Annotated in this window: 20 protein-coding genes and 1 pseudogene; 8 read left to right on the plus strand and 13 right to left on the minus strand. The window is 66.0% G+C overall.

The window, feature by feature from the left end; genetic code table 11:
• Positions 1-68 precede the first annotated feature (68 nt).
• Positions 69-1,199 (minus strand): sigma 54-interacting transcriptional regulator, encoded by a 1,131-nt coding sequence (locus tag F3J14_RS02805; RefSeq protein WP_166721675.1) that lies wholly within the window; start codon positions 1,197-1,199, stop codon positions 69-71.
• Positions 1,200-1,711: 512 nt separating this feature from the next.
• On the opposite strand from F3J14_RS02805, the gene msuE reads away from it, so the two are divergent.
• Positions 1,712-2,272 carry an FMN reductase gene (msuE, locus tag F3J14_RS02810; protein ID WP_166721676.1) on the plus strand — a complete coding sequence of 187 codons (561 nt, stop codon included), beginning with the start codon at positions 1,712-1,714 and terminating at the stop codon, positions 2,270-2,272.
• Between the two features lie 29 nt (positions 2,273-2,301).
• Positions 2,302-3,405 carry a dimethylsulfone monooxygenase SfnG gene (sfnG, locus tag F3J14_RS02815; RefSeq protein WP_105830249.1) on the plus strand — a complete coding sequence of 368 codons (1,104 nt, stop codon included), beginning with the start codon at positions 2,302-2,304 and terminating at the stop codon, positions 3,403-3,405.
• An 84-nt stretch (positions 3,406-3,489) separates the two neighbouring features.
• Here the strand turns inward: sfnG and F3J14_RS02820 are convergent, their stop codons facing one another.
• On the minus strand, positions 3,490-4,833 hold the full coding sequence (locus F3J14_RS02820) for a PLP-dependent aminotransferase family protein (RefSeq protein ID WP_166721677.1): 1,344 nt from the start codon (positions 4,831-4,833) through the stop codon (positions 3,490-3,492).
• A gap of 278 nt (positions 4,834-5,111) precedes the next feature.
• Here F3J14_RS02820 and F3J14_RS02825 point away from each other — a divergent pair, with 278 nt between their 5' ends.
• Both F3J14_RS02825 and F3J14_RS35530 read left to right on the plus strand, forming a co-directional pair.
• Positions 5,112-5,897: a sulfite exporter TauE/SafE family protein gene (locus tag F3J14_RS02825; protein WP_166721678.1), complete on the plus strand. Its 786-nt coding sequence runs from the start codon at positions 5,112-5,114 to the stop codon at positions 5,895-5,897.
• A 90-nt stretch (positions 5,898-5,987) separates the two neighbouring features.
• Positions 5,988-6,152, plus strand: a pseudogene (locus F3J14_RS35530) (epoxide hydrolase); the annotation flags it as partial.
• Positions 6,153-6,165: 13 nt separating this feature from the next.
• On the opposite strand, the gene F3J14_RS02830 reads toward F3J14_RS35530, so the two are convergent.
• The gene (locus F3J14_RS02830) at positions 6,166-6,813 is read right to left on the minus strand and encodes a LysE family translocator (RefSeq protein ID WP_166721679.1); all 648 of its coding nucleotides are present in this window, start codon (positions 6,811-6,813) and stop codon (positions 6,166-6,168) included.
• Positions 6,814-6,924: 111 nt separating this feature from the next.
• On the opposite strand from F3J14_RS02830, the gene F3J14_RS02835 reads away from it, so the two are divergent.
• Positions 6,925-7,776: a LysR substrate-binding domain-containing protein gene (locus F3J14_RS02835; protein ID WP_166721680.1), complete on the plus strand. Its 852-nt coding sequence runs from the start codon at positions 6,925-6,927 to the stop codon at positions 7,774-7,776.
• Positions 7,777-7,800: 24 nt separating this feature from the next.
• Here F3J14_RS02835 and F3J14_RS02840 read toward each other — a convergent pair whose 3' ends face one another.
• The gene (locus tag F3J14_RS02840; RefSeq protein ID WP_105830246.1) at positions 7,801-8,691 is read right to left on the minus strand and encodes a LysR substrate-binding domain-containing protein; all 891 of its coding nucleotides are present in this window, start codon (positions 8,689-8,691) and stop codon (positions 7,801-7,803) included.
• A 153-nt stretch (positions 8,692-8,844) separates the two neighbouring features.
• On the opposite strand from F3J14_RS02840, the gene F3J14_RS02845 reads away from it, so the two are divergent.
• The gene (locus F3J14_RS02845; RefSeq protein WP_166721681.1) at positions 8,845-11,904 is read left to right on the plus strand and encodes an FAD-binding and (Fe-S)-binding domain-containing protein; all 3,060 of its coding nucleotides are present in this window, start codon (positions 8,845-8,847) and stop codon (positions 11,902-11,904) included.
• Between the two features lie 224 nt (positions 11,905-12,128).
• Here F3J14_RS02845 and F3J14_RS02850 read toward each other — a convergent pair whose 3' ends face one another.
• Both F3J14_RS02850 and F3J14_RS02855 read right to left on the minus strand, forming a co-directional pair.
• A complete protein-coding gene (locus tag F3J14_RS02850) occupies positions 12,129-12,815 on the minus strand; it encodes an autoinducer binding domain-containing protein (protein ID WP_166721682.1) in 687 nt (228 codons plus the stop codon).
• 584 nt (positions 12,816-13,399) lie between these two features.
• Entirely contained in the window at positions 13,400-13,999 is a 600-nt protein-coding gene (locus F3J14_RS02855) for a LysE family translocator (RefSeq protein ID WP_166721683.1), read from the minus strand.
• Positions 14,000-14,155: 156 nt separating this feature from the next.
• Between F3J14_RS02855 and F3J14_RS02860 the strand changes: the two genes are divergently transcribed.
• Positions 14,156-15,061 (plus strand): LysR family transcriptional regulator, encoded by a 906-nt coding sequence (locus tag F3J14_RS02860; RefSeq protein ID WP_166721684.1) that lies wholly within the window; start codon positions 14,156-14,158, stop codon positions 15,059-15,061.
• Between the two features lie 212 nt (positions 15,062-15,273).
• Positions 15,274-16,518, plus strand: coding sequence for a cation:proton antiporter (locus F3J14_RS02865; protein WP_166721685.1), 1,245 nt, complete (start codon positions 15,274-15,276; stop codon positions 16,516-16,518).
• A gap of 68 nt (positions 16,519-16,586) precedes the next feature.
• On the opposite strand, the gene F3J14_RS02870 is transcribed toward F3J14_RS02865, so the two are convergent.
• The 7 genes from F3J14_RS02870 to F3J14_RS02900 form a co-directional block, all read right to left on the minus strand.
• Positions 16,587-17,789 (minus strand): PLP-dependent aminotransferase family protein, encoded by a 1,203-nt coding sequence (locus tag F3J14_RS02870; protein ID WP_166721686.1) that lies wholly within the window; start codon positions 17,787-17,789, stop codon positions 16,587-16,589.
• Between the two features lie 131 nt (positions 17,790-17,920).
• The gene (locus tag F3J14_RS02875; protein WP_166721687.1) at positions 17,921-18,742 is read right to left on the minus strand and encodes a hypothetical protein; all 822 of its coding nucleotides are present in this window, start codon (positions 18,740-18,742) and stop codon (positions 17,921-17,923) included.
• Positions 18,743-18,766: 24 nt separating this feature from the next.
• Entirely contained in the window at positions 18,767-19,816 is a 1,050-nt protein-coding gene (locus tag F3J14_RS02880) for a succinylglutamate desuccinylase/aspartoacylase family protein (protein WP_166721688.1), read from the minus strand.
• Positions 19,816-20,637, minus strand: a complete 822-nt coding sequence (locus tag F3J14_RS02885; RefSeq protein WP_105830238.1) for a hypothetical protein — start codon at positions 20,635-20,637, stop codon at positions 19,816-19,818. Before F3J14_RS02885 ends, F3J14_RS02880 begins: the two co-directional genes overlap by 1 nt.
• A gap of 47 nt (positions 20,638-20,684) precedes the next feature.
• Positions 20,685-21,005 (minus strand): phosphopantetheine-binding protein, encoded by a 321-nt coding sequence (locus F3J14_RS02890; RefSeq protein ID WP_247682107.1) that lies wholly within the window; start codon positions 21,003-21,005, stop codon positions 20,685-20,687.
• Between the two features lie 18 nt (positions 21,006-21,023).
• On the minus strand, positions 21,024-21,950 hold the full coding sequence (locus F3J14_RS02895; RefSeq protein ID WP_166721689.1) for a chlorinating enzyme: 927 nt from the start codon (positions 21,948-21,950) through the stop codon (positions 21,024-21,026).
• 78 nt (positions 21,951-22,028) lie between these two features.
• Positions 22,029-22,277: an acyl carrier protein gene (locus F3J14_RS02900; protein WP_105830237.1), complete on the minus strand. Its 249-nt coding sequence runs from the start codon at positions 22,275-22,277 to the stop codon at positions 22,029-22,031.
• Between the last annotated feature and the right edge of the window lies 1 nt (position 22,278).

Genomic DNA, 22,278 nt, shown 5'->3' on the forward strand with positions numbered 1-22,278 from the left:
CGGCGGGCTCGGCACGAGCACTCGCCGCTCGCGAAAGCGCGGCACTGCGTGTCGCCGCACGCTTCCTCTTACTTGACCGCCGCGATCGCCTTCGCGCGTATCAGCCGCGCTCGCAGCACATTGCGGCTGATCCCAAGCAGTCGTGCGGCCTGGATCTGGTTGCGGTGGCTGAAGTCGAACGCCACGCGCATCACGGTGTCCTCGATACGCTCGAACAGGTTCTCGTGCGCGTCGTCGAACAGCGCGCACAGCGCCAGTTCGAGCGCTTCCTGAGCGGGCACACGACTCGCCGCTTCCCGCGCGCCCGCGGCCGGTGCGCATGACGACGTCAGGTTCAGGTCGGTGTCCTGCAACGCATCGTGACGACTCACCAGCACCGCGTGATGCATCGCGTTCTCCAGTTCGCGGATGTTGCCGGGCCACGGATGCGCTTCGAGCCGGCGCGCCGCGCGCGGATCGATGCTGCGCGGCCCGTGGCCGAGGCGGCCGCGGTATGTGTCGAGGAAGTGGCGCGCGAGCGGCACGATGTCGCCAGGACGTTCGCGCAGCGTCGGCACGTCGAGCCGCACGACATTGAGCCGGTAGAACAGGTCGCCGCGAAACCGTCCGGCTGCCACCGCCTGCTCCAGGTCGACGTTGGTCGCGGCCACCACGCGCACGTCGATCGGGATGCTCGCGCGCGAGCCGAGCCGCACGACCTCGCGCTCCTGCAGCACGCGCAGCAGCTTGACCTGCATCGGCAGCGGCAGGTCGCCGATCTCGTCGAGAAACAGCGTGCCGCCGTTCGCGGCTTCGAACCAGCCGGGCTTCGCGCCGACCGCGCCCGTGAATGCGCCTTTCTCGTGACCGAACAGTTCGCTGTCGACGAGCGTGTCGGAGAGCGCGCCGCAGTTCACGGCGACGAACGGCCCGTCGCCGCGATGGCTGACGTCGTGCACGTGGCGCGCGATCAATTCCTTGCCGGTGCCGGTCTCGCCGGCGATCAGCACGTTCGCGTCGCTCGGCGCGACGCGCCGCACGCGTTCGAGCAGCGCGAGCGAACGCGGATCGACGAACACGTGCGCACGGGTGCGATCCGCCGCGTGATGTGCCGAGCCGGCGAGAACGGGCGCGCCACGCGACCGCGTGCGCGATTCGTCCGGCTGAGCGGCGACGATACGAAGATTGACCGGACGCGGCGTGGCAAACAGGGAGGTCATGGCGATGAAGGCGTGAGTCATTCGAACAGGCGGACCCGCGCCGACGGGCGCCGCGGTCCGGTTGCTGCCTGGTCAGCAGAGTGTTCCGTGTTTTGCGTCGCGCGGGAAGGATCGATTTCTGATAACGAAAGCGGGATTGCTGCGCAGGATGCAGCGACGCGCGAGCGCGTTGCGGCGACAGCGGATTCGACGTCATCGTGTTCGATACGACGGTGCCTGACCGCTGCGATCGGACGCGCGCCGCGCGCAAAACTGCTGACTGAGCAGCAGCGCATCAGCAACGCTGTTTCCGCCGGTTCATCTCGCTGTGGAATATCGATGTGAGGCGCTTCCTGGAACGCTTGCCATGGCTGCTCAATTGGCCGCGGAACCCATACCCGGCGGGCGATCGAGGAAAACTTCGTGATGCAGATGATTGGACGATCGCGCAACCGTCGACGATGGCACGCTCCTTGCGACCCTGGCACCGTATCGGCGCGACAACGCGCAGCTCGACAACGGGAACGCATGGCATGAGCAACACCCTCAACGTAGTCGCCCTGTCGGGCGGGCTGCAACGACCATCACGCACGCTGGCACTGACGAACGCGATCGTTGCCGCGCTCGGCGACGCATTGCCGATCGACACGCGGCTGATCGAACTCGGCGAGATCGGCAACCGGCTGGCCGGCGCGCTGAAGCGCGCGCAGGTACCGACCGATCTCGACGCACTGATCCGCGCGATCGAGACGGCCGATGCGCTCATCGTCGCGAGCCCCGTGTATCGCGCGTCGTACACCGGCCTCTTCAAGCACCTGTTCGACCTCGTGCATCACGAATCGCTGGTCGATGTGCCGGTGCTGCTCGCGGCCACCGGCGGCAGCGAGCGCCACGCGCTGGTGATCGACCACCAACTGCGGCCGCTGTTCAGCTTCTTCCAGGCGCGCACGCTGCCGATCGGCGTGTACGCGGCCGAAAGCGATTTCGACGGCTACGAGATCGCGAACCCCGCGCTGCGCGCCCGCATCGCGCTCGCGGTGGACCGTGCGGTGCCGCAACTGCGGCCGCGCGCACTTGCCGCCGTGGCTGCGTAACCCGTTTTCCCCTTCCATCAGGACCTTTCATGAGCATTCACGAACCCTCGGCCGACGGCGTCAAATTCGCATACTGGGTGCCGAACGTCAGCGGCGGCCTCGTCGTCAGCACCATCGAACAGCGTACCGACTGGAGTCTCGAATACAACCAGAAGCTCGCGCGCACGGCCGAGGCGGCCGGCTTCGACTACGCGCTGAGCCAGATCCGTTTCACGGCCGGCTACGGCGCCGAATACCAGCACGAATCGGTCTCGTTCAGCCAGGCGCTGCTGCACGCGACGACGAAGCTCAAGGTGCTCGCCGCGATCCTGCCGGGGCCGTGGCATCCGGCCGTGGTCGCGAAGCAGCTCGCGACGATCGACCATATTTCGAACGGACGCATCGCGATCAACGTCGTCAGCGGCTGGTTCAAGGGCGAATTCACCGCGATCGGCGAGCCGTGGCTCGAGCATGACGAACGCTATCGGCGCTCGAAGGAGTTCATCCAGGCGCTGAAGGGGATCTGGACGCAGGACAACTTCACGTTCAAGGGCGACTTCTACCGCTTCAACGATTACACGCTGAGCCCGAAACCCGTGCAGAAGCCGCATCCGGAGATCTTCCAGGGCGGCAGCTCGCGCGCGGCGCGCGACAACGCGGCGAGCGTGTCGGACTGGTACTTCACGAACGGCAATACACCGGAGAACCTGAAGGCGCAGATCGACGACATTCGCGCGAAGGCCGCGGCGAACAACCATCGCGTGCGGATCGGCGTCAATGCGTTCGTGATCGCGCGCGACACCGAGGAAGAGGCGCGTGCCGTGCTCGACGACATCATCCGGCACGCGCACGTCGAGGCCGTGCACGCGTTCGGCGATGCAGTGAAACAGGCCGGCAGCGCATCGCCGGAAGGCGAGGGCAACTGGGCGAAATCCACGTTCGAGGATCTCGTGCAGTACAACGACGGCTTCCGCACGAACCTGATCGGCACGCCGCAACAGATCGCCGAGCGGATCGTCGCGCTGAAGGCGATCGGCGTCGATCTCGTGCTCGCCGGGTTCCTGCATTTCATCGAGGAGGTCGAGTATTTCGGCCAGCGCGTGCTGCCGCTCGTGCGCGAACTCGAAGCGCGGCGGCAGGCGGTTGCCGCGTGATGCGCGCCGGCTCGCGTTGACGGTTCGATCTCTGTCCGGATGCCGAGCCGGGCGGGCGCGCGAGCCGGCGCCTCCGCGCGCCGCTCACTCGGTCAGGTCGAAATCGTCCTCCCGGCCGTTCAGCATCGCGGTCAGCGTGCGCAGGCCGGCATCGAGCTGATCCATGGTCGGCGCCGCCAGCGCGAGCCTGACCGCGTTCGGCGCATGGCCGGCCGACACGGCGAAGGTGGTCGACGGCGTCAGCCCGATGTCGCGCCTGGCCGCGGCTGCGACGAGGGCCTGCGAACGCCAGTGCGCCGGCAACGTCAGCCACAGGTGATAGCACTTGCCGTTGGTCCGGATATCGAAACCCGCCAGACGCTCGATCGCCAGTGCCTGACGCGCGCTCGCATCGACGCGCTTCAGTCTCGCCAGCTCGGCCACGGTGCCGTCGCGCATCAATCGCTGCGCGGCCGCGAACGCGAATCCCGACGCGGTCCATCCGCCCGAGCGCACCGAGGCCATCACGCTTTCGCGCAGCCGCGGCGGCGGCACGATGAAGCCCAGGGTCAGGCCGGGCGTGACCTTCTTGGACAGGCTGTCGATCACGATGCAGGCGTCCGGCGCGAGCGCGGCCAGCGGCGGCTCGTCGTCGAGAAACCCGTACACGTTGTCCTCGATGACCGGAATGTCGAGCTTGTCGAGCACGCGTAGCAGATCGGCGCGGCGCGCGGCGTTCATCGTCGTGCCCAGCGGATTCTGGATGGCCGGCTGAATGTAGATCGCCGAGAGCCGGGCCTCGCGGTGTGCCTTTTGCACGGCGTCGGGCCGCACGCCGTCTTCGTCCATCGCCAGCGGCACCAGCGTGATCCCCAGCTTGGCGGCGATGCCCTTGATGAACGGGTAGGTCAGGGCCTCCACGCCGCAGCGCCCGCCCGTCGGCACGACTGCCGCAACGGCCGCGGCGATGCTTTGCCGCCCGTTGCCGGTAAACACGAGCTGTTCCGGCGACGGCGACCATTCGGGCTGCGCCAGATACGCGGCGGCGACGCTTCGGATGGCCGCGGTTCCGGTACTCGTCGCCTCGCGCAACGCGGCGTCGAGCTCCGCAGGTCGGTGCAATCCGCTCAGACTTCTCGCGATCAACGCGGTCTGATCCGGAACGGTCGGGTAATTGAACTCGAGATCGATCCGCACCCCACGCGGCTCGCCCGGCGCTGCCGCGCCGCGCCGCGTCTCACCCGAGACGAAGGTGCCCCGGCCGACCTCGCCCACCACCAGCCCACGGCGTAACAGTTCCGTGTAGACGCGGCCGGCCGTCGATGCGGCGATTGCATGCTGGTCGGCGAAACGGCGCTGCGGAGGCAGGCGCTCGCCCGGCCTGAGCGTGCCGTCCGCAATCTGGGCGGCGATCGCGTCGGCCAACTGCAGATACTCGGATTTCGACATGGATTGCACCGATGACAATGATTATTGCACTGAGGTCAATGTTTTGATTGCACTGAGTGTTGCGGCGGTGCATTCTGCTTTCATCAAGTCGATTGTACCGGGGCTGAAATGCCAGCGCGGCCCATGCGGCCGGCAGTGCGCTTGCGCACGGCATCGCCCCGGCACACCCAATGGAGAAGCAGCATGCATGCAGCCCTGATCCACCGTGCGGCGACGACGCGGGCGCGACCCGCTTCGCGGTTGTCCGCCACTCCGTCGTTCGAACCGGCGAGAAAATCATGATGGCCGCGCCGGCCGCAATGGGCCTGGAGTTGACGCTGACCACGATCCTGATCGCGTTCGCCGGCGTGTTCGTGATCGCGTTCATGCGCGGCGCGTTTGGCGGCGGGTTCGCGATCATCGGCATTCCGCTGCTGTCGCTCGTGATGGACCCGGTGACTGCCGGCGGTCTGCTCGCGCCGTTGTTCATCGCAATGGACCTGTTCGCGCTGCGCTACTGGAAGCCGTCGACCTGGTCGAAGCCGGACCTCGTGCTGCTCCTGCCGGGGCTGGTGACCGGCATCGGCTTCGGCTATCTGGCATTCCGCTTCCTCGACCATCGCGCCATCGAGCTTCTGATGGCGGTGGTCACGCTGATCTTCGTCGGCCTGTGGGTGAGGGGCGGCGCGGCACTGACGGTTCGTCCGCGTTCGTCGCCGAAGGCCGTCACGGCCGGCCTTGCGTCGGGCGTCACGACGATGGTCGCGCATTCGGGCGGCCCGCCGCTCGCGATGTATCTGCTGCCGCTCGGCCTCAGCAAGGAGATGTACGCCGGAACGACGAGCATGTTCTTCACCGTGGGCAATGCGATCAAAGCGGTGCCGTGGATGCTGATCGTGAGGCCGACCGCGAACGTCTGGGCATTGATGGCCGTGTGCCTGCTCGCCATTCCGGCCGGCGTGATGTCCGGCTGGCGTCTTCACGGCAAACTGGATCAACGCCTGATCTACCGGATCTGTTACGGATTGCTGGCGGTGACCGCGGTGAAACTGTTGTGGGACGGCATTTCCGGCTATCTCGCATGAAGCAGGCGCGCTGGCGCGCGGTTCCCACGGATGCAAACCAATCAGTAGTGCAGATGTAGATCACCTGCCAAACAGGAGCGTGTATGCCAATATGCGGCGCCCAAACGTTGGACGGTGAACGCGTATCCGAGGCTGATCCACTACAGCCGTTTGCCCAGGGGCGGCCACTTTCCGGCCTGGGAACAGCCTCAGGCGCTGTCGGAAGAACTGCGCGCGAGTTTCCGCGCGCTGCGCCGAACGGCATTCGTTCGATAGTGCGATTGCCGAATCAAGCCACGCCCGCCATCTTCGATGCATCGACGACCATCTGCACGCCGAGACCGCCGAGGATGAGGCCCATCACCCAGCGCTGCGCGAGCAGCAGCGTCGGGCGAGCGTGCAGGTACTTCGCGATGCTGCTCGAGCAGATCGCGACCAGCCCGTTCGCGCAAGCGAACGCCGCGATCAACAACGAACCGAGAAACAGCGACTGGCCGAACACGCTGCCCTGCCGGTAATCGATGAACTGCGGCAGCAGCGACACGAACAGCATCGCGAGTTTCGGATTCAGCACGCTGGTGGTCGCGCCCATCGCGAGCAGCCGCAGCGGCTGCTCGTTCGGCAGCGCCCGCACCTCGAACGGCGAACGGCCGCCGGGCCGCACGGCCTGCCACGCGAGGTAGAGCAGATAGGCGGCGCCCACGACGCCGAGCACGGTGCCCGCATAGGGCACGCTCATGAACAGCGTCGTGATGCCGAACGCCGCGCCGAACATGTAGAACAGGTAGCCGATCATCACGCCGGAGAGCGAAATGAGCCCGGCCGCACGCCCCTGCGCGATCGAGCGCGACATCACGTAGACCATGTTCGGCCCCGGCGTGACCGCGAGCATGCCGCCAATGACAAGAAACCCGTAGAGCGATCCGGACGTATGCATGTTGTTCGCTTCCTGTATCGAATGAGTGCTGACGGGATTCATTGTCCGACCATGGAGGCAGACAGTAAAACGGGATAAACTGAATCGATTAATCAGTTTTTCTGAATCGACATGAAAAAGCTCGACCTCGATGTGCTCGCGATGGTGGTGGCCGTCGCGGAATCCGGATCGTTCGCGCAGGGCGCGCAGGCCGTGCACCGGTCGCCGTCGGCGGTGAGCATGCAGATCAAGGCGCTGGAAGACGCGCTCGGCAAGCCGCTGTTCATCCGCGATACGCGCAACGTCACGGCCACCGACGACGGCCGCGTGCTCGCCGAATACGGCCGCCGGATGCTGGCGATGCGCGACGAGGCGTGGGCGTCGGTCGTGCGGCCGGAGATCCGCGGTCGCGTGACAATCGGCGTGCCCGACGACTACATCTCGTCGCTGCTGCCGCAGGTGCTCGGCAAGTTCGCGGCGATGCATCCGCGGGTCGAAGTGCGCGTGATCGGCCAGCCGAGCAGCGCGCTCGTGCCGATGCTGAAGGACAGCACGGTCGACCTCGCGTGCCTCACGCGCATCAAGGGCGTGACCGGCGAGCTGATCCGGATGGAGCCGCTCGTCTGGGTCGGCTCACCCAAGCGGAACGTATGGGAGGAGCGGCCGCTGCCGGTCGCGTTCTTCACGCACGGCGGCAGCATGGCGCGCGATCATGCGGTCAAGGCGCTGAACCGGCAGAAGATCCCGTACCGGATGTCTTACGAAAGCCCGAGCCACCTCGGGCTGCTGAGCATGGTGGAGGCCGGACTCGCGGTCGCGCCGCTCGCGCGCTGCTGCATTCCCGATCATCTCGTGCAGCTTTCGGAAAGCCACGGGCTGCCGCCGCTCGGCGAACTCGAGGTCGTGCTGGCGCGCAGCGCGCAGTCCGCGCGGCCGCCGTGCGACTACCTGGCGGAGCAGATTCTCGATGAATGGCGCGCGTGATCGCGCTGTTCGTCTGCCGATGCGTCAGCACGACTTCAGCAGCCACTCCCGAAACGCCACCAGCGACGGCAGCGTGTCGTTTTCCGGCGGGTACACCAGGTAGTAGCTGCGCTGGCTGGTGATCGCGTCGCCGATCGACACGAGCTCGTTGCGGCTCAGTTCGTCTTCGACCAGCACTTTCGGCACGAGGCCGATCCCCATGCCGGCCCGCACGGCCTGGATCAGGTGCGACGTCAGCTCGAAGCTCGGGCCGATCCGCATCTCGCGATGATCGAGGCCGAAGTGCGAGAACCATTCCGCCCACGCGTGCTGATTGCTCGTCACGCCCAGCAGCGTCTGCCCGACCGCCCATGCCGGCGCGCGCGGGCCGGCCTTGCGGCGCCCGGCCGCGTCGGGGCTCGCGATCGCGATCAGGAACTCGTTGTACAGCCGGTGCGCGTGCAGGCCGGGCCAGTCGCCCGCGCCGACGGTGATGGCCGCGTCGAGATCGTCGGTATGGAAGTCGATGCCGCCGATCCGCGAATGCAGGTGCACGGTCACGCCCGGATGCGCGGCATAGAAGTCGTGCAGGTGCGGCAACAGCCATTTCGAGCCGAAGGTCGGCAAGGTCGCGAGCCGCAGCGTGCCGGCGCCGGCCTGGTGCGACATCGCCTGCAGCGTCGCGCCGCGGATGCGCCCGAGCGCGCCGCTCAGCTCGACGAAGTAGCGCCGCCCGACTTCCGTCAGCTTCACGGAGCGGCCCTCACGCCGGAACAGCGGCACGCCGAGCTGGTCCTCGAGCGTTTGCACCTGCCGGCTGATCGCGCTCTGGCTCAACGACAGCTCGTCGGCGGCGCGCGTGTAGCTTTCGTGGCGCGCGGCTGCCTCGAACACCAGCAACAGCGACATGGACGGGGTAAGGCGACGGTAATTCATGAGTTTTATGCAAGTTTTGCAGGGGGAGAATTCGTTTGTTTCTCATGCTGATTCGCAAGATACTGGATTTCCGCGTCGCGTGGAATCTTGCTCAAAACTCATGTTTCTGATCGAGACAGCGCACCGGCCTCATCCACCTCGCGCTTTCATCCCATGTCGATCGCTCCGTTGCCCCGTCCCGTCAGCCCGCCCGAGGGCCGTTACCGCGACTTTCTCGCCGCCCTCCAGGCCGCCGGATTCGCCGGTGAAATCCGCGCGGACCATGCGAACCGGACCGTGCAGGCGACCGACAACTCGATCTACCAGCGTCTGCCGCAGGCGGTGATCTGTCCCGCGCATGCGGAGGACGTGCGGCTCGTCGCGCGGCTGCTGGCCGAGCCGGCGCACCGCGACGTCGCGGTGGCGGCGCGCGGCGGCGGCACCGGCACCAACGGGCAGTCGCTGACCGATGGGGTGGTCGTGGACCTGTCGCGCAACATGAACCGGATCCTCGAAATCAACGCCGACGAGCGCTGGGTGCGCGTGCAGGCAGGCGTCGTCAAGGACCAGCTCAATGCCGCGCTGAAGCCGCATGGCCTCTTTTTCGCGCCGGAGCTGTCGACGTCGAACCGCGCGACGGTCGGCGGGATGATCAACACCGATGCGAGCGGGCAAGGCAGCTGCACGTACGGCAAGACGCGCGACCACGTGCTGGCGCTCGACTTCGTGCTGATGGGCGGCGAGCAGCTGCACAGCGACGCGCTCGCGGACGACGAGCTGGAACGCCGCTGCGCGCGGCAGGACCGGGTCGGCAAGGTTTATCGCACCGCGCGCCGCATCAGCGACGACAAAGCCGCGTTGATCGACGCGAAGTTTCCGAAGCTCAATCGCTGCCTGACCGGCTACGATCTCGCGCACCTGCGCGAACCGGACGGCCGCTTCAACCTGAACAGCGTGCTGTGCGGCGCCGAAGGCTCGCTCGGCTTCGTCGTCGAGGCGAAGCTGAACGTGCTGCCGATCCCGAAGGTTTCGGTGCTGGTGAACGTGCGCTACGCCGGCTTCATGGACGCGCTACGCGATGCGCGTGCGCTGCTCGAACTCAAGCCGCTGTCGATCGAGACGGTCGACTCGAAGGTGCTGATGCTCGCGATGAAGGATTTCGTGTGGAGCAGCGTGGCCGAGTATTTCCCGCAGGACGAAGCGCGTCCGACGCTCGGCATCAACCTGATCGAATTCAGCGGCGACGATGCGCAGGACGTCGATGCGCGCGTGCGTGCGTTCGTCGAGCATCTGCGCACCGATACGAGCGTCGAGCGCCTGGGCCACACGCTCGCGACCGGTGACGAGGCGGTCAAGCGCGTGTACGCGATGCGCAAGCGCGCGGTCGGCCTGCTCGGCAACGTGCAGGGCGAGGCGCGCCCGCAGCCGTTCGTCGAGGACACCGCGGTGCCGCCCGAGAACCTGGCCGCGTATATCGCCGAATTCCGCGCGCTGCTCGACGGTCACGGGCTGCAGTACGGGATGTTCGGCCACGTCGACGCGGGTGTGCTGCATGTGCGCCCGGCGCTCGACATGAAGGACCCGAAGCAGGCCGCGCTGGTGCGGCCGGTGTCGGACGCGGTGGCCGAACTCACGCAGCGGCATGGTGGCCTGTTATGGGGAGAGCATGGCAAGGGCGTGCGCTCCGAATATGTGCCGGCGTTCTTCGGCGAGCTGTATCCGTCGCTGCAGCAACTGAAGGCCGCGTTCGATCCGCACAACCAGTTCAACCCGGGCAAGATCGCGACGCCGCCGGACAACACGCTGCGGCTGCTGAAGATCGACGAGGTGCCTACGCGCGGCGACCACGACCGGCAGATCGACGAGCGCGTATGGCAGAGCTACGGCACGGCGATGCACTGCAACGGCAACGGCGCGTGCTACAACTTCGATCCGGACGACGCGATGTGCCCGTCGTGGAAGGCGACGCGCGAACGGGTGCAGTCGCCGAAGGGGCGCGCGTCGCTGATGCGCGAATGGTTGCGCCTGCAAGGACAGGCCGGCATCGACGTCGTCGCGGCGGCGCGTGCGCGGCAGCCGTTCCTGCGCGGTCTCGCGGCCCGCTGGCGCAACAGCCGCGCCGCGCGCAACGGTGAAGCCGACTTCTCGCACGAGGTGTATGACGCGATGGCCGGCTGCCTCGCGTGCAAATCGTGCGCGGGTCAGTGCCCGGTCAAGGTCAACGTGCCCGAGTTCCGCTCGCGCTTTCTCGAGCTGTATCACCAGCGCTACCTGCGGCCGGTGCGCGACTACCTGATCGGCTCGCTCGAATTCACGATGCCGTGGATGGCGCGCGTGCCGGCGCTGTACAACGGGCTGATGCGCGCCGGCTGGGTGCGCACGCTGCTCGAGCGGCACGTCGGCATGGTCGACAGCCCGCTCTTGAGCCGCTTCGATCTCGCGGCCGTGATCCGGCAGTGGAACGTGCGGCCGGCCGATCCGCACGCGCTCGCCGCGCTGAGCGACGCGCAGCGCGTGCGCAGCGTCGTCATCGTGCAGGACACGTTCACGCGCTATTTCGACACCGAGCAGCTGGCGACGCTGATCGAGCTGGCCGCGCGCATCGGCTTCCAGGTGTGGCTGGCGCCGCTCGCGCCGAACGGCAAGGCGCTGCATGTGCAGGGCTTTCTTCGCGCGTTCGAGAAGGCGGCGATTCGCAACGCGACGCAACTGGCCGCGCTCGCGCGCTCGGGTGTCACGCTCGTCGGCCTCGATCCGGCGATGACGCTCACCTATCGGCAGGAATACCTGAAGGTGACGGGGCTGGCCGACGTGCCGAAGGTCGCGCTGCCGCAGGAGTGGCTGCTGCACGCGCTGCCGGAAGCCGGCGCGGACGCAGGTGCAGGCGATCGATCGGCAGCGTACCGGTTGCTGCCGCATTGCACGGAGAAGACCAACGCGCCGGACAGCGGCAAGCAGTGGGCGCAAGTGTTCGCGCGCCGCGGGCTGCGCCTGGCGGTGCAGGCGACGGGATGCTGCGGGATGTCGGGGACCTACGGGCACGAGGCGCGCAACCTGCAGACATCGAAGACGATCTATGCGCAATCGTGGGCCGCGCATGTCGATGCGCCGCAAGCGCAGGGCGAAGCGCTGGCGACCGGATATTCGTGCCGCAGCCAGGTGAAGCGCATGTCCGCGCGGCAGGTGCGCCATCCGCTGCAGGCGCTGCTCGATCACGTGCGTGATGGACTTTGACGGCCGGTTGAATCGTCGATGCGGGGGCGCGAGGCGCGCTGAGGACAGTGTGCGGAGCACGGCGCGTATGCGTTTGGCATGGCCGGTGCCGGCATGAGGCCGGACACCGGGACGGCGGACGGGTTCCGCATGCGGCTGGACCTATAGCGTGCATGCACGCGCTTCAGGCACGCATGCCGTTGTGACGGCAACCGGTACGGGAGGCCGATTCGCGCCGTTTGTGATTAGTAGATGATGCCGAGCAACACGGCCTTGACGATCGCTTGTGTCTTGTTGACCGAGTTGAGTTTCTCCATGATGTTCTGCATGTGGAAGGTGATGGTTCGCTCCGATATGGAAAGAATGGAAGCGATTTCCAGCGCGGTCTTCCCGTCAGCGGCCCATTTCAGCACTTCCTTTTCGCGCGTGGTGAATGGGCCCATTTGCATCGCGCCCGCGGGCGCGTCAACCAGGCGCGAATTCACCGCGTGAGCGGCGTGCGCCAGATAGATCAGCCGGCTTTCCGTGGCGGCGAGTTCCTGATCTGAAATGGGGTCGGCGCTGCGCGCGACGCTCCACATCGCGATGCGCCCGTGCTTGTCGCGGATGGGCTGGGACCAGCCGTGCGCAACACCATGCGCCTTCGCTTCTTCCCAGAATGGCTCATCGGCGCGTGCGTCGACGGGCCATACAAGGGGGGACGTATAGATCAGCCCGTAACGGACGACGGGGTCGCGTGCGAAATAATTTCCCTCGAGGTAGCGCTGTTGCCAGGATTCGGGATAGGTATTGCGTGTACGGAACGTGGGCCGGGTCACGGGTAAGGGGTCGCGTGCGCCATAGGCGCACATTTCAAAATCGAGCGCGCGTGCCTGTGCGGCAACGATTTCGAATACATCATCGAAGCTCAGCGCGCGCGACAACGTCGTCATGACGTCTTCTCTCCATGCATCCACAACAATCTCCAAATAGCGTGTAGTGTCAAACGCACGCGGTCGATGACCAGGCCGCGTGCGCGGACGACATGTTCGCTGCGCATGGAGCCGGGAAGCTCGAGCCCTCGCGCAACACATTGATCTCGGAGGTTTCTGCGGTGTGTTGATATCGACTGGCTGAATTAGTCGGGGAAGAAGCGCGAAGCCATTCGAGTGCCACCGACGTGATGCACCCGGTTCCGGCCGGATGCTGTTGTGTTTGTTGTTTTGAATGGCGCGCTGGCCCCGGCGCCTGAAGTGTTTCAAGAATGCTTTCGCCGGCTGCACGCACGGATTCCCCGCACGTGCGTCATGCAGACCCGGTTGTGTCGTCGATGCACGGCGACGACCCCGCCGGCGTCCGGCCGGCAGACGATCCGTCAAGCGTCGAATCGAATCTCCAGCGAAGCGCTCGATCGTGGTGTAGTCGAGCGTTGTCGACGGCGTGGTACGACGAACCGCCGCTTGTTCTTGTTGGCTACGCGCATCTCGTCGGCTGCGCGCACGTCGCTTCTTTCATGCGGTACGGCATGCCTGCACGATCAGTCGATCCAGATGGGAACGATCGAAAGCGCGAGCAGGAGCCCCAGCGTAACGTTTGCGATGCGCCAATGACGGTCGGTCCGCAGCGTGCGGCCGAGCAGCACGCCGGCCGTACACCACAGCACGAGGGAGAAGATCGCTGCGATGCCGAATGCAATACCGAGTATCACGGCGAGGTGCATCGGGTCGGGCGTCAGCGCCGCGAACGACGCGGCCGCGCCGAGCGCCATCGTCCATCCTTTCGGATTGAGCCACAGCAGCAGCGCGCCACCGATGAAGCTGGTTGGCGTTTGCGATGCATTCACGTGACTCTTGGGCGCGCCGCTCGACGCGATTTTCCACGCGAGCCACAGAAGGTAGGCGGAGCCCAGCACTTTCATGATCAGTTGCAGCGCCGGCACCGCGTGCAGCAGCCCGGCCAGCCCGGCCGCCGCGATGGCCGCGAGCGATGCGAGGCCGAGCGCGATGCCGCCGAGCAGCGGCACGCTGCGCCTGAACCCGAACTGCGTGCCCGACGCCGTCGCCAGCGTGGTCGCGCCGCCCGGCGTGATGGTGGCGACGATGACGAACACGATCAGGGAGAACAGCGTCTGGGACATGGTTGGACAACCTCGTATGAAGAGCTGGGCGGCTTTGGAATCCGTCTTGGCGCAAACTGGATCGGGTGCCTGACAAACTCTAAAAGTCTTTCGCAAGCTAGGGTATGGAATGTTTATAATGAGCCTATTAGCGTTGCTAATACTCTATTTGCCCCCATGCCCCGCAATCTCGATACGAGTCTGTTACGCACATTTGTCACCGTTTCGCGTCGCTCGACCATGACGGCGGCGGCGCACGCGCTGCATCTGACCCAGGGCGCAATCAGCCAGCAGATCAAGCGGCTCGAGGAGTGCTTTGGCCAGCGGCTGTTCGATCGCTCGCAGGGGCGACTGAAACTCACTGCCGCGGGCGAACGTCTGCTCGAGCGGGCAGAGCAGCTCGTGCGGCTCAACGACCGCATCTGGGACGACATGAGCGAGCCGGTATTTGCCGGCGTGCTGCGCGTCGGGGCGCCGTCCGATCTGGTCGGCACCTATCTCGCCGGCATATTCAAGGCGTTTGCTCACCACTATCCGCACGTCGAGATCGTGCTCGTCAACCTTGCGTCGGTCGAACTGTCGGCCGCGCTGCTCGATGGAAGAGTCGATATCGCGGTGATCGAGCAGCCGGCGAGCGAGCCGGGCGGGGAGCGCCTGCGGATCGAGCCGCTCGCGTGGGTCGGCGCGGTCGGCGGCAGCGCGCACCTGAAGCGGCCGCTGGCGGTGTCGATCGTCAGCGACGCGTGCGTGTTCCGCCCGGCATTGTTCGACGCGTTGACGCAGCACGAGATCGCGTGGCGGACGGTGTTCGAAAACGGCGACATCGAGGCGACGAAGGCGACCGTCCGAATGGACATGGCGGTGACCGCATGGCTCGCGTCGACGGTCCCTGCCGATCTGCAGATGCTGCGGCCGGCGCAGGGTTTGCCCACGTTGCAGGATTTCGCCGTGACCCTGCATCTGCCGCCATCCGGCACGACGCCGCTGGTCGAGGAAATGGCGAACTTCATTCGAAACGGTTTTCTCGACGCGCCGTCCGTTGGCGACGGCATGTTGTCCGGTGCGGCCGATCGCGCGGCCTGAGCGCGTGCTTCAGATGCGGCTCTCTCCGGATGCCGCCCGCCTGTAGGTCCTTCCAGTATCGCTGCGCGTAGCCGCACTATAGGATCGATGCCGAGATTCGGTTGACGGCATCGCGACGTGTGCGTACTGCGCGCATTGCGACCGCGTTCGACCACACTTCGGCTTTGCGCCGCTTCCCCGTTTCCGCCAGTCGATTTTTCCCGAGGCATTCCATGACTATCTGGTTGCTGCAACTCATGCTCGTGATCGCGTGCTGCAACGTCTGCGGCCGTGTTGCCGAGCGGCTCGGCCAATGTGCGGTCGTCGGTGAAATCGCGGCCGGGCTCCTGCTCGGCCCTTCGCTGTTCGGCGCGATCGCACCGGATTTCTACGATGTGCTGTTCGGCGCGCACGCGCCGTCGGCGATGGCGCAGGTCGGTGAGATCGGCCTGGTGTTGCTGATGTTCCAGCTCGGGCTGCACATGGAATTCGGCGTCACGTTGCGCGGCGGCCGGTGGCGCGTGCCCGTCGCCGTCGCGATCGGTGGCTTGTGCATACCGGCCGCGATCGGCATGGTCATCGCGATCGTGTCGAAGGACACGCTTGCGATCGATGCACCGTGGCTGCCGTACGTGCTCTTCTGCGGGGTCGCGCTCGCGGTGTCGGCTGTGCCGGTCATGGCGCGCATCGTCGACGATCTGAGGCTCAGCGCGATGAGCGGCGCGCGGCACGCGATGTCCGCGGCGATGCTGACGGATGCGCTCGGCTGGATGTTGCTGGCGACGATCGCGTCGCTGTCGAACGGGCCCGGCTGGGCCTTCGCGCGCATGCTCGCCAGCTTGCTCGTGTTTCTGGCGCTGAGTGCGTTGCTGGCGCGCTTCGTCGTTCGCCCGCTGCTCATGCGGTTGGCGCAAACGGCGCACGCGACGCGCGACCGGCTCGTGGTGTTGTTCTGCTTCGTGCTGGCGTCGGCGGTCGCAACGTCGCTGATCGGTTTCCATAGCGCATTCGGGGCGCTGTCGGCGGCGCTGTTCGTGCGTCGCGTGCCGGGGCTGGACGTGGAGTGGCGCGAGAATGTCGAGGGCTTCGTGAAGCTCGTGCTGATGCCGGTGTTCTTCGCGTACGCCGGGTTGCACGCGTCGATCGGGATGATCGACGATGCGTCTTCATGGTTGTGGTTCGGCGTGTTTCTCGCCGGCGGGTTCGCGGGCAAGTTCGGCGGCAGCTACGTCGGTGCGCGCGTGACGGGGCTTGCGCCGCGCGATGCGATGCTGGTCGGCTCGTTGATGAATACGCGCGGATTGATGGAACTGATCGTGCTATCGATCGGGCTGCAGATGCAGATTCTTCCGACCCGCGTCTATACGATCCTCGTCATATTCGCGCTGGTGACGACGGCGCTGACCGCGCCGCTCGTCCGGCTTACGCTGCGCGCGCATTCGCGCTCGGCCCCGGCGATGCAGATCGTCGGCAAGTGACGGGGCGGCGCGCACCGTGAAGCGTATCCGGATGCGCGCCGCGCCACGCCGCGACAGCGTCGACTTCGTCAACCGCGAACGACGGCGTCCCACGCACGCTTCAACCGGCGAGCGGCCTCTTCGGCACTCTGTTCTCCCAGCATCGAGTACGACACGCGCAGCGTGTCGCGCTCCGGATCGGATGCATAGAATGCGTTGCCGGGCACGAACACGACCTTTTCGCGGATGGCCGCTTCGAGCACCTTTTCAGCCGGAACTTGCCGCGCGAAGCGGCACCACAGGAACATCCCGCCTTCGGGTTCGTTGAACGACAGGTCGTTGCCGAATGCGTCGCGCAATGCCTTCGTCAGCGCATCGCGTCTCGTGCGGTAGGCGGTCCGCAGCACTTCGATGCGCGACGCCAGGCGGCCCGACGCGAGATAACGCGCGACGATGTTCTGCGTCAGCGTCGACGTGTGCAGATCGAATGCCTGCTTGGCGACGGCCATCGGCGGCCGCAGTGCCGAGGGCGGCACGATCCATCCGACCCGCACGCCGGGCGAGAAGACCTTCGACAAGGTGGACAGGTAGCACACGGTGCGGTTGCCGCCCGGTTGCTGCGAAGCGATCGACAGCAGGCTCGGGATCGCTGCACCGCTGAAGCGCAACTGGCCGTAGGGGTCGTCCTCGATGATCGCGCAGCCGTGACGCTGCGCGAGTTCGACCAGGCGGACACGCTGCGTGAGCGGCATCGTGTAGCCGGTCGGATTCGCGAAATTCGGCGTCAGGTAGATCGCCTTGACGCCGCCGCGCTTGAGTTCGCGTTCGACCTGATCGAGATCGAGCCCGTCCGGGCCGCCGTTGATGCCGTCGATCCGGGCGCCGATGAACTGGAATACCTGCAGTGCGGCGACATAGGTCGGCCGTTCGACGAGTACGCGGTCGCCCTGGTCGAACAGGACGCGCGCAACGAGATCGAGCCCCTGCTGCGATCCGGACGTGATCAGCATCGATTCCGGCGAAGCCGGTATGCCGAGCGTGCCGGCCCAGTTGCTGATCTGTTGGCGCAAGCCCGATTCACCTTCGGTGAGGCCATACTGGAAGAGGTCGCGGTGCTCGTCGCGCAGGATGGCGCCGAGTGCGTCGTCGATGCCGTCCATGTCGAACAGGTCGGAAGCGGGGATGCCGCCGGCCAGCGAGATCACGTCCGGATTCTTGCTGAATTCCAGCAGCTCGCGCACTGCGGAGGACTTGATGCCACGCGCGCGCATGGCCAGCACGATGTCGTTCATGGAGGTGCCTGTTGTCGGAAATGGCGGCGCGCAGGGCCGCCGGAAGTGAAAAAGGCCGGCAGGTTCGTCGAACCGGCCGGCGGATGGGAAGTATGTCGAGCGAATCGCGCGCGAAGCACGATTGCCGTCGCTCAATCGAACATGCGCCAGCCGTCTTCCTGGTGGATCAGGAACAGGCCCATCGTGCGTCGCGTCGACGTACAGCGCTCGATGGCATGCAGGTTCTTGCTCTGGAACAGCGTCAATTGACCGGGCTGCGGCTTCAGCATGATCTTCGCGGCCCTTTCGAGTGCGGCGATCGCACCGGTTTCACGATATTCGGCATGCATCTGGTCGAGGGCGGCGCGGGATTCCGGTCGGTTGTCCCACATCACCATGCCTGCGTCGTTGTCGGCGCCCTGAATCGTCAGGAACCCGCCGAGCTGCCGTGGAAACGATCGCTTCAGCGGCCAGTTCGCGGTGTCGCGCCCGTAGCTCACGTCGTCGCAGTGCGGCGCGAAGTTGAACGGCGCCTCGAAGGGTTCGTAGACGCGTCGCGTCGCCAGCAGGAACTCGACTTCGTAGTCGTGCCCGATCGTCAGCGGCTTCGCGTCCAGCGCATCCGAAAACAGGCGAACGAATCGGGTCGTCCGCAGGCCGTCGTTGACGCGACAGGCGATCCCGAAGTACTCCGCCGCCTTCGAAACGAGCTTGTCCCCCTGTTCGCGCTGGAGCTGGCCGAGCGTCACCGAGGTGGCGACGATACCCGCGTGGTGGGCGTTTTTCGTAAACGGCGAGCTCGAGAAGCCCTCGTCGTCCCACCACGCGTCGCGCTCGCCGTCGGGCACGATATCCATGACGATTGCATCCGCTTCGTCCGAATCGAGCGCGTGAACCGCCGCGGCGATGGTCATGCGCTCGGCGCGCGCCGGGGTGCCGAAGCGCATCAGTTGAGCTGGGTAGGTATGCTGCATGATGCCTCCACGTATGCGGAATGATTAGGATTGCGGCATAAGGCAGTCGCCCTTGCCCAGTTCGGACAATGCCGGTTGCCTCAATAAACGGTAAAGCTCCGCGGGCTTCGGCTCGGATTCGGATCGCCGGTATTTCGGAAACAGCAGCAGGCCGGTCGTGCCGGCGACGAGCGGCGCACCGTCGCGCGTGCCGAGACGATCCCCGGCCCGGATCGGCTGGAAATTCCGCAAGCCTGCGTCGAGGCTGACCTCGCCGTCCGGATAGGGGACGATGTGCGCCCACGTATAGATCGGATTCGCGCACGCATCGACGGACGGCAGCGAAGCGCCGTGGACGACCGCGCTGACGGTGGTGATCGCGTCCAGGCACACGCGCACGCCCGCCGCGATCTGATAGAGGCCGAAGCCCTTCTGGCCGAGCTCGATGCTCAGCGCAACACCGTCGCCCTGCTGGATGAATTCGTCCGACGTGCAGCCGCCTGCGGACGCGGTGGAAAAGGGCCTGCCCCAATGCGTGACGACGGGGGTGTCCGGTGCGATCGCGTGCGCCAGTTGCAGGCTCGTCGGGTGGTAGTTGAAGACGAAGAACGGCGCTTCCGACGGCTCGATCGTCTGATGCAGGTCGACGCAGAAGCGGGCGCGCCTCATCACCGGCTCCATCTCGCGCGCGCGCCGGTCGTCGGCCGTGTCGCGCCCGGCGCGACCGAACGTGCGGTTCAAGTCGCGTTCGACGAAGCGCGTGCCGCGCCGCGCGGCGTCGACGTTGCCCAGCAGAAAGCCGATCGACACCGACGGCGCCAGCACGCCGGCCTCCACGTAGCGGCAAAGCGCATTGAGCACGGGGAGTCCGGCGTATTCGTTGCCGTGCGTCAGCGCGATGAACAACAGGTCGAATCGCGGCTCGTGTGCCGAGTTCGCGTGGGGCGGATGGATCACGAAGCCGAAGCGCTCGACACGCTCGACGCGGGCGCGACCGATCGTGCTCGACCCGGCGAACCGTTCGAACGCCGCGATCTCGGCCTCGAGCCGATTGCGCGCGGGGTCGCCGCCCGCCGTTGAAGCGATGTCTGTCATCAGTGAAACATCCGCCATTGACCGTCATGCCAGACCAGGAACGATCCGAGCGTGCGGCGCACGGTCGTGCATTGCTCGACCGCATGCATGACGCGCGTGTTGAGAATGTTCAGTTGTCCGGGCCGCCCGTTGATGGTGACGCTACGCACGCGGTCGAGCCGGTCGATGCGCCGGGTTTGCGCGAATTCGCTCATCAGTTCGTCGAGCTCGGCGCGCGTCGCGGGCCGGTAGTCCCACATGACGAGGCCGGCGCTGTTTTCCGCGTCCTGGACCGACAGGAAGAGTGAGATCTGATCGTAGCCTTCGTCGTAACCGTCCTTGATCGGCCAGTTCAGCGGTTCGCGGCCGAAGTGGATCGCGTCGCAATGCGGCGGGACGCTGTAGAGCCCGTTGGGCACCGGCTGGTATTCCCGTTTGGACACGAGCGGAAGTTCGCCCCAGTCGCCGACCCGAACCGAGCCGGCGCCGAGCTCGCGGATACAGAGTTTGACGAATTCCGTGTCGCGCAGCGCCGCATTCGTGCGGCCGGCATAGGAGAAGTAGTCGATCAGACCGGGGATCAACTGCTCTTTCACCAGCCGCTGGGTCGGCCCGATCGCCAGCCCCGACTTGCCGGCGCCGGCGAAGCTCTGGTGCTGCGTGACCGGCGGGAAGGCCGGATCGTCCCACCATCGGTCGAGCGCGCTCGGATCGACCAGATCGACAAGGACCGCGGCGGCCTTGCGATCGCGAATCAGCAATGCGGCATCGGCGAGCGTGAGATCCGCGCGCTCGACCTGCTTGTCGAAATCGTAGATTTCAGCGCGATAGTGCTTGTTCAAAGCGAATTCCTCCGAGGAGAAGGCGATTCAGGACAGTGATCTCGGGACTACCGTGCGGCCACACTCATGGATTCGAGCAGTTTTTCGCTGAAGACGCGAAGACACGGATATTTGAACAGCAGGCGCACCGGCACGTCGCGGCCGAGCTGCCGCTCGAGCTGGGTGCTCACCAGCGCGGCGGAAATCGACGAGCCGCCGATCGTGAAGAAGTCGTCGTCGGGCGTCACGGCGTCGCGGCCGAGGACGCTCGCCACGACGGACGCGACGACGTGGTCGACGCGCCGGACATGAGGTATCTCGATAGGCTGGATCATGGGTTGGCACCGGTCGAATGACGAACGGCGCGCCGCGCCGTTCGCCGGTTTCATGGCCGCGGGTGCGGTCGGTCAGGCGTAGGAAGGTTGCTGAGCGAAGCTCACGCCGCGTGCGTTGCGCTCGACGCGGCGGTTATGCCCGAATCGATCCTCGCCGGATACGAGCACGACGCCGAACTTGTCGAGCGAGATCTTGCTGCCGTATTCGTCGACTGTGTTGGTGTCCGGATAGACCTTGACCGCGGCCGGCACGTAGCGGCTCGCGTAGCCGAGCCGGGTCTGGTCGACCGTGGAGTTCGGAAACGACGAGTGCATCAGCGTCGACCAGAAGATCACGAACTGGCCGGGCTTCATCACGATCGAAACGGCCTTGCTCTCGTCCGGTTTCCAGTCCGGATCCTTCTGCAGGCTGCGATAGTCGTAGCCGAAGAAGCCGCGCTTGATGCCGTCCTTCTCGAGGGCATTGATGTTGGACGGATCGAATTGCATCTTCCTCGACTCGTCGTAGAACATCTCTTCATGCGTGCCCGGCACGAACCGCAGACAGCCGTTTTGCTCGGTTGCGTCGGTCAGCGCCGTCCATACCGTGATCGCGCCGCCGAACCGCTGGTCGCCCGGCCACACGATCTGCGGCTGGCCCGACGCATGCGCGAACGTGTCGGCCTGATGCCAGTCGGTCCCTTCGTCGCCCGGATACTTCGGGAACATCTCCGAACGCCAGCAGATGACGTCGGGCCCGAGAATCGAGTTGAGCCGCTGGACGATTTCCTGCCGGCCGATATGCTCGCTCAGCAGATTGACGTCGAGGTGGCGATCGTAATTGGCGATCGGGCTCGTCGGCGGCAGGTCGTAGACCGCGTATTCACGATCGAACAGCTGCGCGCGGATCGTCCTGTAGCGTTCGCGCGCTTCCTCGGGCGAATACAGCGTGAACGGGCCGATGTAGCCTTGCGCGCGAAAAGTGGCGATTTCCTCGGGCGTCAGTCGAAAGTTCTGCATGGAGGTGCTCCTGGTCGAATCGATTAAATGCATCCGCTTCGAAGGGACGAAGCGGTGTTCGGGAAATGACGCACGCGCTTACGCGAGTTCGGCTGCTGCTGCTTCGTAGATGCCGGCCCAGCCGTCGATCGTCGGCGCAGCCATCAGCTTGCTGGTCGGCACCCGCACCTGCAGCCGGTTCTCGACCTGAATCTGCAGTTCGACGATCGTCAGCGAGCTGGCGCCCCGGTCGAAGAAATCCTCGTCGCCGCGCAGGTCGGCGAAGCCGAGCGTGTCCCGGCAGGTCGAGGCGATCAGGTCGGGGATGGCAACAGTTTTTTCAGTCATT

It is taken from the genome of Burkholderia sp. Tr-862, assembly GCF_011753085.1.
Classification (GTDB): Bacteria; Pseudomonadota; Gammaproteobacteria; order Burkholderiales; family Burkholderiaceae; genus Burkholderia; species Burkholderia ambifaria.

What these genes read in the sequence shown, in the direction of transcription:
- F3J14_RS02820 (WP_166721677.1), bottom strand. Translation starts at nt 4,833, where the DNA reads ATGTCGAAATCCGAGTATCTGCAGTTGGCCGACGCGATCGCCGCCCAG.
- F3J14_RS02840 (WP_105830246.1), bottom strand. Translation starts at nt 8,691, where the DNA reads ATGAATTACCGTCGCCTTACCCCGTCCATGTCGCTGTTGCTGGTGTTC.
- F3J14_RS02830 (WP_166721679.1), bottom strand. Translation starts at nt 6,813, where the DNA reads ATGCATACGTCCGGATCGCTCTACGGGTTTCTTGTCATTGGCGGCATG.
- F3J14_RS02860 (WP_166721684.1), top strand. Translation starts at nt 14,156, where the DNA reads ATGCCCCGCAATCTCGATACGAGTCTGTTACGCACATTTGTCACCGTT.
- F3J14_RS02835 (WP_166721680.1), top strand. Translation starts at nt 6,925, where the DNA reads ATGAAAAAGCTCGACCTCGATGTGCTCGCGATGGTGGTGGCCGTCGCG.
- F3J14_RS02805 (WP_166721675.1), bottom strand. Translation starts at nt 1,199, where the DNA reads ATGACCTCCCTGTTTGCCACGCCGCGTCCGGTCAATCTTCGTATCGTC.
- F3J14_RS02890 (WP_247682107.1), bottom strand. Translation starts at nt 21,005, where the DNA reads ATGAAACCGGCGAACGGCGCGGCGCGCCGTTCGTCATTCGACCGGTGC.
- F3J14_RS02880 (WP_166721688.1), bottom strand. Translation starts at nt 19,816, where the DNA reads ATGACAGACATCGCTTCAACGGCGGGCGGCGACCCCGCGCGCAATCGG.
- F3J14_RS02875 (WP_166721687.1), bottom strand. Translation starts at nt 18,742, where the DNA reads ATGCAGCATACCTACCCAGCTCAACTGATGCGCTTCGGCACCCCGGCG.
- F3J14_RS02855 (WP_166721683.1), bottom strand. Translation starts at nt 13,999, where the DNA reads ATGTCCCAGACGCTGTTCTCCCTGATCGTGTTCGTCATCGTCGCCACC.
- F3J14_RS02850 (WP_166721682.1), bottom strand. Translation starts at nt 12,815, where the DNA reads ATGACGACGTTGTCGCGCGCGCTGAGCTTCGATGATGTATTCGAAATC.
- F3J14_RS02870 (WP_166721686.1), bottom strand. Translation starts at nt 17,789, where the DNA reads ATGAACGACATCGTGCTGGCCATGCGCGCGCGTGGCATCAAGTCCTCC.
- F3J14_RS02825 (WP_166721678.1), top strand. Translation starts at nt 5,112, where the DNA reads ATGATGGCCGCGCCGGCCGCAATGGGCCTGGAGTTGACGCTGACCACG.
- F3J14_RS02865 (WP_166721685.1), top strand. Translation starts at nt 15,274, where the DNA reads ATGACTATCTGGTTGCTGCAACTCATGCTCGTGATCGCGTGCTGCAAC.
- F3J14_RS02900 (WP_105830237.1), bottom strand. Translation starts at nt 22,277, where the DNA reads ATGACTGAAAAAACTGTTGCCATCCCCGACCTGATCGCCTCGACCTGC.
- F3J14_RS02895 (WP_166721689.1), bottom strand. Translation starts at nt 21,950, where the DNA reads ATGCAGAACTTTCGACTGACGCCCGAGGAAATCGCCACTTTTCGCGCG.
- msuE (WP_166721676.1), top strand. Translation starts at nt 1,712, where the DNA reads ATGAGCAACACCCTCAACGTAGTCGCCCTGTCGGGCGGGCTGCAACGA.
- sfnG (WP_105830249.1), top strand. Translation starts at nt 2,302, where the DNA reads ATGAGCATTCACGAACCCTCGGCCGACGGCGTCAAATTCGCATACTGG.
- F3J14_RS02845 (WP_166721681.1), top strand. Translation starts at nt 8,845, where the DNA reads ATGTCGATCGCTCCGTTGCCCCGTCCCGTCAGCCCGCCCGAGGGCCGT.